Here is a 12,725-nt window from a genome sequence, read left to right as displayed (position 1 = left end):
TATCCTTTTTTTTAATTTTCTAAAGTTATATCCTCTTTTGGGGATAAGTAGTTCAGTTTTATAAGATTTTGAATAATCTCTTTAAAAACTGGAACTGCTGATTGTGCAGCGTAATAGTGCGGTCTTATTGGATTTGGGTTTATTACTGTAACTCCAATAGTATATGAATTCCCTTTCTCATCATTTACAAAACCAACAAAAGATGAGATATATTTCTTTAAATATCCACTTCCACCTGCAATTTGTGCTGTTCCTGTTTTTCCACCAATTTCAAGTCCTTCTATTTTAGCACTTCTTCCTGTTCCTTCTTGAACAGTTTTTATAAGCATCCTTTTCATCTCAGCTGCTGTCTCTTTTGAAATAACCTGCTCTGGTTCGTGGAAAAATGGAGATTGATATTTTGTACTATTTCTACTTAAATAAGAGACTATTTGAGGAGTAACCATAGCTCCATCATTATTAAATACACTATATGCTTTTATTAGTTGAATAAAAGTTGAAGTCATACCTTGACCAAAAGATACTGTTGCTTTATAAATATTTGGTCTTTTTTGTTTATCTCCAACAGAAAACTGCCAAAGTTTTGGCATAACACCCCTTTTTTCATAAGGTAAATCTATTCCTGTTTTTCTTGTAAAACCAAACTTTTTCATACCCTCATAAAACTCAGGACCTGTCAATCTTTGAGCAATTTGAAGAGTTCCTATATTTGATGAAAATATTACAATATCATCTATAGAGAGGTTTCCTTTTGGAAAAGCGTGGTCATCTTTTATTGTAAATTTTCCAAAAGGATAAGCACCTTTTACATTTGATTGGTTATATGCTGAAAAATACTCATTTTTTCTTACAACACCTTTATCTAATGCTAAAGAGATAGATAAAGGTTTTACAACTGAACCTGGTTCAAACTGGTACTCTATAGCATTTACATTTAAATATGGAATATCACTTTGTTTTATATTTTCAGGATTAAATCTATTTGAACTAGCCATAGAGATTATTTTTCCAGTTCTACTCTCCATAATTGTAAGTAAGATCTCATCAGCTTTTGTTCTAATTTTATGATTATCTAGTGTCGTTTCATTGTTTTTTTGAAGCTTTAAAGGGATATTTAGATTTAAACTATATCCATCTATTCTATGCTCCATTATAGAATTCTTATCAAAATATATATAAGATATTACATCTCTATACCCTTTTAATATTCCATCTTTTACATCATTTAGTTTTTGATTATATGACCTCTCAAGACCTTTTACCCCTTCAACTCTTGTTTTTCCACTATCTGATTCTATCTTTTTTATATAACCTAAAACAGGAGTTAAAGTATCATCATAGGAAAATGTTCTTTTTTCACCACTTTCACTAACTTCTAATCTTCTAATTAAACTTAAACTCCCACCTTTTCGTGGAATAAAAACATTTAGTTGATTTAGTTTTATATCTAGCTCTCTTAAATTCTTTGCAGCCCTTGAATCTATATTATATGAAAGTACCAAAAGTCCAGGATTTTTATCTACTTCTTTAAATTTTTCACTCAAAGTTTTATAATCTATTCCACTATAAATAGAGAAAAGTATCATAAAAAGCTCTTTTTTATCAGGATTTAAATATCTTGTATCAATCGAAGCTTTATATATTTTTTTAGAACTAACTAAATTAAAGCCATCTTCACTAATTATATTTCCTCTAACTGCTAATTCACTCTTTTCACCTGTTAAAGTAGGAAGTGTTCTCTTCTCTTGAACAGTTCTATATATAGAAAAAAGTACAATAAAAATTCCAAAAAAAAGTAACAAAAGTAGAACTAGAATTTTTTTTGTTTTTTGTCTAATTTCTAAAAGTTTATAATCTATTTGCATTTTTTTGAAGACATCTTTATCCATAATATTATATAATAAGGCATGGATTATATCAAAAATAAGATTAAATTATTAACTACAGGTGAAAACCTAAGAGAACCAGACTATTTTTTATTTATATTAGTCTCTATGCTAATTATCATTAGTATCGTTTTTTCATATTCACTTACTATTTACACTGTTGAGTTTTTAGGATATGGACAATTTCACTATATTTTAAGACAAGGATTAGTTGGAATATTTTGCATATTCTTAATGTGGTGGATGGCAAGGTTAAACCCAAATAAAATAATGCACAAAACAGGTATGTTTCTATTTGGAGTTGGACTTTTTTTAATGATTATTATGCCTTTTTTACCAGCTTCTTTAGTTACTGCTTCTGGTGGTGCGAATAGATGGATTAGACTTCCTGGTATCTCTTTGTCTCCTGTTGAAATATTTAAAATAGGTTTTATCTATTTTCTATCTTGGTCTTTTTTCAGAAAGGTTATTCATCAACCTAAAAAAGGACTTTTTGGAGATCTATTACTACTTTCTCCATACTTTTTGGTCTTTATTTTTATTGTTTTTTTAATTGCTGTTTTACAAAAAGATTTAGGACAAGTTGCACTACTTACTTTGATTATGCTTACTTTGATTATCTTTGCAAATAGATCATTAAAAATAATCTTTGCTCTAATTTTTATGGCAATTCTTGGTATGATAATTTTAATAGCAGCAGCTCCACATAGAATAAATAGAATTCACTCTTGGTGGTCTATGGTTCAAGATGGTATTTTGTCAGTTCTTCCTGGAACTTTTGAACAATATTTAAGAATAAAAAACTTACCCGAACCATATCAAGTATCTCACTCTTTAAATGCTATACATAATGGTGGCTTTTTTGGGCAAGGTATCTCTTTTGGCGATTTAAAGGTTGGCTTTTTAAGTGAAGTTCATACCGACTTTGTTTTGGCTGGTATAACAGAAGAGATTGGTTGGTTTGGAACATTTCTTATAACTACAATTTTAATGCTAATTATTTTAAGAATATTTGCAATTAGTAGAAAAGTTGATAGTAAAATTTTTCACCTTTTTACAACTGGTATTGCTCTTATGATTATTGTTGCCTTTTTAATAAATGGTGCTGGAATTTCAGGAATTATCCCTATAAAGGGTATTGCTGTACCATTTTTATCTTATGGAGGTTCATCTTTGATTACAAGCTCCTTTGCCATAGGTTTAGTTCTTTCTATTAGTAGAACTATTAAAAAGTATGAGCCACAAAAAAGTGTTGTAAAACCAAACCCAAAAAGAATAGTTATTAGATGAGTAAAATAGTTGTAATAACTGGTGGTGGCACTGGTGGGCATTTAAAAATTGCTGATGTTTTTATAGATGAGTTAAAAAATAGAGGGTTTGAAGTAATATATATTGGCTCAACATATGGTCAAGATAGATTTTGGTTTGAAAATGATGATAGATTAAAAGAGAAGTATTTTTTAAATACAAGCGGTGTTGTAAATAAAAAAGGTTTTGCAAAGATTTTTTCTCTTTTAAATATCTTTTATAAAGCCCTTTTTTGTTTAAAAATTTTAAAAAAATATAATATAAAAAAAGTAATAAGTGTGGGTGGTTTTAGTGCTGCTAGTGCTTCTTTTGCCTCAATATTTAAAAAAGATTGTGAGCTATTTCTACATGAACAAAACTCCAAAATTGGTGCTTTAAATGCTAAAACTCTAAAATATACAAAAAAAGCATACTCATCTTTTCATGACTTTTCACCAATAAAAGATTATCCAGTTGATGTTAAGTTCTTTAATAAGCAAAGAGTAAGAAGTGAGTTAAAAACTATAGCATTTTTTGGTGGTTCTCAAGGAGCTTTAGCTATAAATAATTTTGCTTTAAAAGTTGCTCCAAAACTAAATGAAATGGGGATAAAAATAGTTCATCAAACTGGTAAAAATGACTTTTTAAGAGTTAAAAATGAGTATCTTAAACTAGGCATAAATGCAGATGTTTTTGATTTTTCAAAAGATATTTTGGAAAAAATGAAAGAGGCAGATTTTTGTGTAAGCCGTTCTGGTGCTTCAACACTTTTTGAACTTTGTGCAAATTGTTTGCCTACATTTTTTATACCTTTTAAATATGCAGCACAAAATCACCAATACTATAATGCAAAAGCCCTTTTTGATAAAGATTTATGTTATTTACAAAATGAAGATGATTTAGATATTGAACTATTTTTTGATATTTTAAAAGAGCCAAATTTGGAAGCTATTAGTATTGGACTTAAAGAGTTTATTAAACCAAATGGGGCTAAACAAATAGTAGATGATATTTTGAAAGATTAATCTAATTAAAAATTTAAAAGTATATTCTTGTTGTTTTATATAAGAACTGAGGCTTAAGCCTCAGTTTATCAGAATGGATTAGTTTGTAATCCCATCTGAAATTGGTTGTTCAACCTTAACTTGAACTGTTGGATCTCCACTATTTACATAAATATCAAACCCTTTATCTTCACCTTCTCCAGCTGTTTTAGACCAAGTTTGTTTTTCTCCATTTTCTCCAATAGTATCTTTAAATAATATACTATCTTTATCATCTCCTAAAATAATAAGTTCATTATTATTGTCAGTCATTTTTAGTACATCTTCTAATCTAATATTTGTAAGACTATGATCTCCATCTCTAAGATCTATAGCTTCTATATTTGTGATACTTAAATCTTCTAATTTTGAGAAATCTATATTGCTATTTCCTTCTAGTTTAACCGTATCAAAACCAGCTCCACCATCAATTAAAATATCACCATCTGCTTTGCCATTATTAGTATTAATATCTGTAATAATAGTGTCATCTCCACCTTGACCATATATGATGTCTCTTCCTTCACCACCACTTAAAATATCATCTCCACCTCTTGTATCACCATCAACATTTAACTCTTTATGATGTTCTTTAATATAGTCATATTTTGCCATATTTTTATCAGCTTCACTCATAGATGAATAACCATCTTTTGTAAGGCTTAGGAATTTATCAAGTGCATTTATTCCTTGTCCTTTTATCATATAATCTTTGTGACCTTCTGTAAATCTTCCATTCCATAAAAGATTATCTGTATTTATACTGTCACCAAAGATTATATCATCACCAGCACCACCATTTGTAATATCTGAACCAACATCTAATATATCTTCAGATACAGAACCACCTTGTAAAGCTGCTTTTAAATCCTCTGCAGTATTTACAATATCAGGTTTTCCAATATTACCAGACACTGTTTGTTGCCAGAACCAAGAACCAAAACTCACATCTCCTTTTCCTATAATATCTGTATTATCAAAAAATCTTAAATAATTCTCATTTATACCATTACCTATACCTATTGCATGAACAGTACTTTGACCACTTAATGTTTTAAATGCATCAACAGCATTTTTCATATCACCATATTCTGTTGTTGCTCCTTTTGAATTATCACTATTACTAACAGTTGGATCTCCATCTGTTAGGAAATATGTTAAATTCTCATAACCTTGTGCTTTTCCATAAGTTACATTTTGAGTATTAAACCAACTTGTAGTTTTTAAGAATGCATCTTCATAGTTTGTACCACCTTCTGCTTTTAGTGCATCTATTTTTGCTATTAAATCACTAATATTTTCTGACGTTAAATCATTAAATGTGATAGGTTCATCAGCCTTTGCACTAAAGCCTATAATCGAAACATTTACTTTTCCATCATGTCCTTTTAAACTATTAGCTAGATTTTTAAGAGAATCTTTTAGTAAATCTAATCTACTAATTGTTGTTCCCCAAGCTGTTTTAGAACCAGAAGATTCTACCATACTTCCTGAAGTATCTACAACTAAAGCAATATTATAATTTTTACCTGCAATTATATTTTTAGAAGCCCCTCCTGTATCACCTATTAAAATGTCATCTCCACTTCCACCATTTATACTGTTTGGAGTATTTGGATCTACTTTTATTGTTGGAGTATCAATATGAGACGTATCTTCTGCAGTTGCAAAATTCTTACCATCAGTATTATCATTTTTCTCTGTTGCAGTTGCTTCTATTTGAAGATTTATCTCACCTTTATAACTTTCTGGAACTTTCATAGTAAGAGAGCCTAAAATATCTTTTGCTCCATTTGGAACTGTTACATTATATTCTCCATTAATAGTGAAAACCTGTTCCCCATTTAAATCATATAGTTTAGCTCCATCTGGTACTCCTTTAATAACTACAGTTAATGTTTCACTTCCATCTTTATCATTTAAAGATGCACTAATATCTACATTGTAAACATCAAAAGATTTTCCACTATCTGCAAAATTTATTTTCTCAATATTTGCAACAGTAAAATCTTCCCCTGTTTTAGAATTTTTAAATTCATATGATATTCCATTATCTGGATTTTTATCATTGTACTCTTTCCATTGATCATATGATATAACTTCTTTACTACTTTGAATAGTAATAAGATAATCTGCTTTATTTCCACCCAAGATTAAAGTATCTTGCCCTAAACCACCATTTATAGAACCTGTCATATGACCAACTTTTATAGTATCACTACTATTACTTGTTGTCAAAGAACCACCAAACTTACCTGAACTTACATCAACACTTGTGTCAATACCATGCGTAATTGTAGTATTTTTCGAATCCAAAGTAACATCACCATAGTCTACTTTTATTCCATTTGATGAAGGCTCATTTTCTCCTTCAGTAACTATCCCAACTTTTGTTATATTAATACTTACTTCTGGTGCATCAGCAACAGCTGTAACATTTACTTTTGTTTCATAACTTTCACTAAAATTTCCATTTCCATTACTTACACTAAAATTAAAGCTTCCATCTTCATCTGTATCTTTATTTGGTACAAAAACTACATTACCATTTTCTATTTTTGAAATATCTACAATATCTCCTGCTTTTACTTCAATATACACTTTATTTTCACTACTTGTATATTCTGCTCTATCATTCATAGAACCTGTATATTCAGATTTTAGTACATAAACTTTTCCATTTTCTGGAACACTATCAAACTTGATTTTTGCAACATTTTTACTATTATCTCCAAAGTCTGTAGTTTTTAAAATATAGTTAGTATCTTCTAAAGTAGTAAAACTATCATTTGAAGCTGTTGCTTTTATTGAAGATTCTACTTCTATTTTAGCATTTTCATAATCTACTGCTTCAAAGTTACCTTGTACATTTGAAACTTCCGCTTTTAAATCTTTTGTTCCATCTGTTCTTACCGTTACTATTGCATTACCATTTTTATCTAAATTTACAGTACCTTCAAATACTACTTTTCCACTATCATCTACAATTTTTACATCTGCTGTTGGGAAAGTTGTTTTAAAATCATATTTAGAAGGATCTGGTATATTTGATGTAGATATTTTAAATGCTACTTCATCACTTCCTACAATAGTTGTATTATCTCCATCGCTTACCTCTTTATAGCTTATAGAGTGGATTAAATAATCGCTTCCTGCCCCTTCTGCACTAAATACTGCTTTTGTAAATGTTTTATCTCCTGCTGGCTTAAATGTATAAACTAAATCTACATTATCCGTACCACCTTGTGCTTTTACTGTTTCTTTAAGTTTTCCATTTTTATCGTAGTATTTAATTATTGCATCTACATCATTTCCTCCACCACTAACTATTGCATATCCCACTTTCTCATTTCCATTATAGAAATCTACTCTAGCAGTCTCTCCATTATGTCTCCAAGCAAATGCAACATCTAAAGTTTGAATAGGATTTTTAAACTCAACCTCTATACTTTCACTTTTATATGTGCTTCCATCTTTTACTACTCCAATTTCACTTGTATGTCCACTATATACCTTATCAGTTTGACCTAATTTACCTGAAGTTGTCTCAGCAAGACTTTCAACTCCAAATCCTGAAGGTCCAGTATGTGTAGAAATTTTTGCATCATTTCCATATGGATCTTTTGCTTTTACAGTAAATCCTTGATTATTTTCAAGATTATCTTTTGTAATTACTTTATCTGTTACTTTTACAGCCTCTATTGTTACTGTTGTTGTATCTTTATGATCTTCAAACAATTTTTCTTCCGCATTATTTACTGGATTTAAATCTTCAAATTTTGAATTATTTGTTGAACTTAAATCTGTTGGTGCTGGAACATTTGTTACATCTTGATAATAATCTTTTGCTGCATCTGCATAAGAAACTGTTTTTGAAGCTCCTGTACTATTTGCTGGTACATCAATTGTTATTGTCTCATTTCCAACTTTGAATGTTACTGTTTCTGCTTGTGTTGTTGGATTTGTAAATGTTACTGTATACGTAATAGATGCATTTTCTTCATCTCCACTTGCTGTCGATGTTAATGTATAGTCTGTTGTTGTATCTAATACTGCACTATCTTTACCTTCTGCTGAAGTATTTCCTGCTTTATCTGTAATTGTTGCACTTACAGTGATTGTTCCACCTTCTGCTGGTGCATCATATGATGTTTTATATCCATTTGTTTTTATATCAGCTGTAATTTCTACAGTTGTAATTGTTCCATCTGGGTTTGTAACATTTAATGTATCACCTACATTTGCTTCTGTTGGAACTGTAATTGTTACATCTACTTTTCCATCTAATTCAGCTTTTGAGATTAGTCCATCATTATTTACATCTTCAGTTATTACTACTGTTGGTGCTGGTGTTGCTGTTGTATCTACTGGTATAATTGGAGTTGTAGGAGCTACTGGTGTAGTGGCAGTTGGATTTAAAAGCTCAGTTGGAATTTGCTCTTGTGGTTCTTGTGTAGTAGTACCACCAAAAGAAGTATCTCTTAAATCACTCACAATATCAGCAGAGTCACCATCTCTTGAGTTAAACTTACTTCTTAAAGCTCCACCATCTGCAGCTTCTTCATTTCCAGCATTTGTTGCTTGTTCTGTTACATCACCTGCTGCTGTTTCCATATCATCTATATTACCATCTGTATTATTCCAAGCGTTTAGAGTTTCATCTAATCCATTTTTCTCAAATGCCAACTCTTCATTTCCAAAAGTACTTGCAAGTAATGTTTCATCTAGTAGAGTTTCACCTTGATTTAATACTACAAGTTCGTTTGTATCAAAAAGTATTTCAATTTTTGATAAATCTGTATTTGAATTTGCAGCTACTACTATATCATTTAATGATATAGTATCACCAATCTTTAACTCAACAAAATTTCCTAGAGAATCTTTTACAAAAAATTGCCCCTGTGCAATTGATTGTATTTTTGCCAAATTTGCCATAATTATCTCCATTAAATGTTATTTTTTTACATTCTAACAGAATAAAAAAAATAACACATCACCTATTGGGGTGATTTTATTACTTTATTTTAATAATTTTGAGAAATTTTTTAATTATTTATGATTTATTTAAAATAAGAGGTAAATATTTTTTAATAAAATATCTATAATCAACTTTATAGCTAGTATTGACAATAAAACTTTAAGTATTAGTGTAAACTTTTTCCCATCTATTAGATTTCTAGATTTTGTTCCTACAAAACTTCCAAAAACTGCTCCAAAAATCATAGCTACTATTATCAAAATATAATCAAAAAAAACAAATCCAAAATAGATAAATACAACAACTTTTAAAAAGTGAGTTAAACTCATTAAAATAGCTCCTGTTGCCACAACTTTATCTTTGTCCTGATAATCTTTAAGTAATAGTGTCATAGTAAGTGGTCCTGTTGCTCCTACAACCATAGATAATCCTGTTTGGAAAAATCCAGCTAAATAGTAATTTTCATATCTTTTAATCTTTTCATTAAACTTCTCACTCCAAAGAGAAAGTAAAATATACACACCAATAAAAAGTGGCACATATGATAGAGAGATAAAACTCAAAACTCCTGCAAAAAGAGCTATTCCTAAAATTGAACCTATTAGGAATTTTGGTATTACTTTATATTGTATATCTTTATAGCCAAAAAAAGCACGACTTAAATTGCTACTTACTTGAGTGAGACCATGCACTGGAATAAGTGCATTTAAAGGTAAAAATGATGGCAAAATAGTAATTAAAATCATTCCTCCACCAACTCCTACAATAGCTGCAACAACTGAAGTTAAAAAAGTAATAATCCCCAAAACAAGCTCTGTTGAAGTGAAAATAGCAATTAATTCTGACATATATTTCCTCAAATAAAAAGATTGTGTAAAATATCAAATTATCGCTTTATTATTGAAATATAGTTATACTTTAGCTTTAAATAAAGGAAAGAATATGAAATTTTTACTTATTACTACAATTTTTTTATCAAATTTTTTGTTTGCAAACTCTATATATAATCAAAACAATAGTGGCAAAATAGATATGCATGGTGGAAAAGAGCAAAAACTTTTAGATGAGAAAAATAGCCTATCAAATAAAGACTTAAACAAAATAGGAGTTATAAAACCTGCTTTACCAAATAAACCTAAAGAGCCAGACAATTTAATAAAAAAAGAGAGAAAGGAAGATAATAGATAATGACAAAAAGATATAAATTTATCTCATGGAATGTAAATGGAATAAGAGCAGTTGATAAAAAAGAGGCTCTAAAATGGATAGATAACATAGATATTGATTTACTAGGAATTCAAGAAACAAAATCACAAAAAGACCAAATACCTAAATCTATATTTGAAAAAGAGTTTAGCTTTAAAATGGCTAGTCAATCAGCTATAAAAGGGAGAAGTGGAACAGCACTATTTTCTGATATTGTAGTCGATTTTGAGTGCAACTGTCCTAGTGTAGATATTTTAGATGAAGGTCGAATAAATGAAATTCATTTTAGCTTAAAAGATAAAAATATAGCTTTTTTTAATGTCTATTTTCCAAATGGCCAAAGTAGCCAAGAGCGACTTGATTATAAAATGGAGTTTTACGATAGATTTTTAGAGCATTGTGAAAAGTTAAAAAAAGATGGAAAATCAATAATTGTTTGTGGCGATGTAAACACAGCTCACGAAGAAATTGATATAGCAAGACCAAAAGCAAATGAAAATACAAGTGGTTTTTTAAAAATAGAGAGAGATTGGATAACAAAATTTTTAAACCATGGATATATTGATACTTTTAGATTAGTAAATGGTGACTTAAAAGATAAATACTCTTGGTGGAGTTATAGGGCAAATGCTAGGCAAAATAATGTTGGCTGGAGAATTGACTACTTTTATGTGAGTTCTGATTTAAAAGATTTTGTAAAAGATGCCTATATTTTAGATGATATTATGGGAAGTGACCACTGCCCTATTGCTCTTGAGATTGAGATTTAAAATTTTATAAATATTAAGGTCTAAAAACCTTAATATTTGTATATTTCTCTTCATCTTTTAAATATTGTCCATGAAGTTGGCTTAAAACTCCTTTATCACAATATAAAAGATATGTTTTTGAATTATCAAGTTTTTTAAACTCTTTTTTTAGATTATAAAATGGTATTTTAAGTACATTTGTTTGATGATTAAAACTATCTTCACTCTGTCTTATATCAATTATTATCTCATTTTCACCAACACTAGATACAACTTCCAAACTTCCAACTTCACAAACATCATCTAAGACCTCATCGATATTTTTGATTTTTGCATTTTTTATAGCAATATCCAAAACCGTATAATCAAACTTCTTTGCCTCTTTTTCTACCCTATCAAAACTACCATGAGTTACTGGATTTTGAGATATTACTCCACAATACTCAGGCATTGCTTCTGCAAATTTCTTTGTACCAATTTTTGTTGCAATATCTATAATCTCTGGTTTACTCATAAATGCTAAAGGTCTTAAAATCAACATATCACTAGCACTATCTATTAAACTTAGGTTTCTTAAGGTTTGGCTTGAAACTTGAGCTACACTCTCACCTGTTATTATTGCATCTATACTCATATTTTTTGCTACTTCTTGTGCAGCTTTTATCATAAGTCTTTTTAGCATAACTCCCATATATGAAGGACTTATATCTTTAAAAATTTGCCCTACAACATCTTCAAAAGGAATAGTAATAAATGAGACTCTGTGAGAAGAAGCAAATTTATTCCAAAGATACCATGATACTTGCTTAACTCCTATTTCATGAGCAATTCCACCTAGATTAAAAAATACAAAGTGTGTTTTCAATCCTCTTTTAATAGATAAATATGAAGCAACAGTTGAGTCAAATCCACCTGACATCAAAGATAAAATTTCACCTTGAGCTCCTAAAGGAAACCCACCTAATCCTTTATATTTTTCCGTAATAATATTTAATTTATTGTGTTCTAATTCAAGTTTTATAGTAACTTCAGCATTCCTTAAATCAACACCTCTTGTATTGTTGTGTGCTAACATATAGCCACCAACAGTTTGCTCAATATCAATAGATTTAAAATCTTGAGTTCCCACTCTTTTTGCCCGTACAACAAATGTTTTGTCTATTATTGTATTAGCCATATATCTGTTTACTTCAACTTTTATCTTATCTAAACTATCCATTTCATTTATCTGTATAGCTTCTAAAACTTGATCTATTCCAGAAGTTTGTAAAAGCTTCTCTTTTAAACTTGCTGCATACTTTAAAGGTGTAACTAGCTCAATTTTATCAAAAAACTTTTTTAAAACTATCTCATCTGAAATCTCTTTTGAAATTTTTTGTAAATTCATTAGAAGTTGATTAAGCATCTGTTTTTTTGCTCTATCCCCTTTAATCATAATTTCTGTAAAATATTTAACTATAAATTTTTGTGTTTCTATCTCTTTTTCTATCATTAACTGCTTGCCTATGTTTTTTTAAGTTGGGATTATACCATTTTTTGAGATAATATAGCTTTTACTTTATTTAAAAAGGCGAAT

General features: G+C 29.3%; 8 protein-coding genes. 4 read left to right on the top strand and 4 right to left on the bottom strand.

The annotated features are described in order from the left end of the window. Positions 1 to 11: 11 nt before the first annotated feature. Positions 12 to 1,865: a peptidoglycan D,D-transpeptidase FtsI family protein gene (locus ATR_RS03045; RefSeq protein WP_115428018.1), complete on the bottom strand. Its 1,854-nt coding sequence runs from the start codon at positions 1,863 to 1,865 to the stop codon at positions 12 to 14. A 42-nt stretch (positions 1,866 to 1,907) separates the two neighbouring features. On the opposite strand from ATR_RS03045, the gene ATR_RS03040 reads away from it, so the two are divergent. Both ATR_RS03040 and ATR_RS03035 read left to right on the top strand, forming a co-directional pair. Then, entirely contained in the window at positions 1,908 to 3,176 is a 1,269-nt protein-coding gene (locus ATR_RS03040) for an FtsW/RodA/SpoVE family cell cycle protein (protein ID WP_115428017.1), read from the top strand. Next, complete coding sequence (locus tag ATR_RS03035; RefSeq protein ID WP_115428016.1) at positions 3,173 to 4,198, top strand: UDP-N-acetylglucosamine--N-acetylmuramyl-(pentapeptide) pyrophosphoryl-undecaprenol N-acetylglucosamine transferase; 1,026 nt, start codon at positions 3,173 to 3,175, stop codon at positions 4,196 to 4,198. Before ATR_RS03040 ends, ATR_RS03035 begins: the two co-directional genes overlap by 4 nt. A gap of 78 nt (positions 4,199 to 4,276) precedes the next feature. Here ATR_RS03035 and ATR_RS03030 read toward each other — a convergent pair whose 3' ends face one another. Both ATR_RS03030 and ATR_RS03025 read right to left on the bottom strand, forming a co-directional pair. Continuing rightward, positions 4,277 to 9,151: a vWA domain-containing protein gene (locus ATR_RS03030; protein ID WP_115428015.1), complete on the bottom strand. Its 4,875-nt coding sequence runs from the start codon at positions 9,149 to 9,151 to the stop codon at positions 4,277 to 4,279. Between the two features lie 129 nt (positions 9,152 to 9,280). Further along, on the bottom strand, positions 9,281 to 10,042 hold the full coding sequence (locus tag ATR_RS03025; RefSeq protein ID WP_115428014.1) for a sulfite exporter TauE/SafE family protein: 762 nt from the start codon (positions 10,040 to 10,042) through the stop codon (positions 9,281 to 9,283). Between the two features lie 94 nt (positions 10,043 to 10,136). On the opposite strand from ATR_RS03025, the gene ATR_RS03020 reads away from it, so the two are divergent. Together ATR_RS03020 and ATR_RS03015 are read left to right on the top strand one after the other, a co-directional pair. After that, positions 10,137 to 10,382, top strand: a complete 246-nt coding sequence (locus tag ATR_RS03020; protein WP_115428013.1) for a hypothetical protein — start codon at positions 10,137 to 10,139, stop codon at positions 10,380 to 10,382. Then, the gene (locus ATR_RS03015) at positions 10,382 to 11,170 is read left to right on the top strand and encodes an exodeoxyribonuclease III (protein WP_115428012.1); all 789 of its coding nucleotides are present in this window, start codon (positions 10,382 to 10,384) and stop codon (positions 11,168 to 11,170) included. Before ATR_RS03020 ends, ATR_RS03015 begins: the two co-directional genes overlap by 1 nt. Positions 11,171 to 11,183: 13 nt before the next feature. Here ATR_RS03015 and thiI read toward each other — a convergent pair whose 3' ends face one another. Next, positions 11,184 to 12,641: a tRNA uracil 4-sulfurtransferase ThiI gene (gene thiI / locus ATR_RS03010; RefSeq protein WP_115428011.1), complete on the bottom strand. Its 1,458-nt coding sequence runs from the start codon at positions 12,639 to 12,641 to the stop codon at positions 11,184 to 11,186. Positions 12,642 to 12,725 lie beyond the last annotated feature (84 nt).

Origin of the sequence: Aliarcobacter trophiarum LMG 25534 (assembly GCF_003355515.1) — a bacterium.
In the GTDB taxonomy this organism is placed as follows: domain Bacteria; phylum Campylobacterota; class Campylobacteria; order Campylobacterales; family Arcobacteraceae; genus Aliarcobacter; species Aliarcobacter trophiarum.
The sequence above is the reverse complement of the archived record's forward strand: the minus strand, read 5'-3'. Positions and strand labels throughout refer to the sequence as shown.

Bases quoted from the DNA above. Each gene is read 5' to 3' on its own strand.
- ATR_RS03030 (WP_115428015.1), bottom strand. From the start codon at position 9,151: ATGGCAAATTTGGCAAAAATACAATCAATTGCACAGGGGCAATTTTTT.
- ATR_RS03020 (WP_115428013.1), top strand. From the start codon at position 10,137: ATGAAATTTTTACTTATTACTACAATTTTTTTATCAAATTTTTTGTTT.
- ATR_RS03040 (WP_115428017.1), top strand. From the start codon at position 1,908: ATGGATTATATCAAAAATAAGATTAAATTATTAACTACAGGTGAAAAC.
- ATR_RS03015 (WP_115428012.1), top strand. From the start codon at position 10,382: ATGACAAAAAGATATAAATTTATCTCATGGAATGTAAATGGAATAAGA.
- thiI (WP_115428011.1), bottom strand. From the start codon at position 12,641: ATGATAGAAAAAGAGATAGAAACACAAAAATTTATAGTTAAATATTTT.
- ATR_RS03025 (WP_115428014.1), bottom strand. From the start codon at position 10,042: ATGTCAGAATTAATTGCTATTTTCACTTCAACAGAGCTTGTTTTGGGG.
- ATR_RS03045 (WP_115428018.1), bottom strand. From the start codon at position 1,865: ATGCAAATAGATTATAAACTTTTAGAAATTAGACAAAAAACAAAAAAA.
- ATR_RS03035 (WP_115428016.1), top strand. From the start codon at position 3,173: ATGAGTAAAATAGTTGTAATAACTGGTGGTGGCACTGGTGGGCATTTA.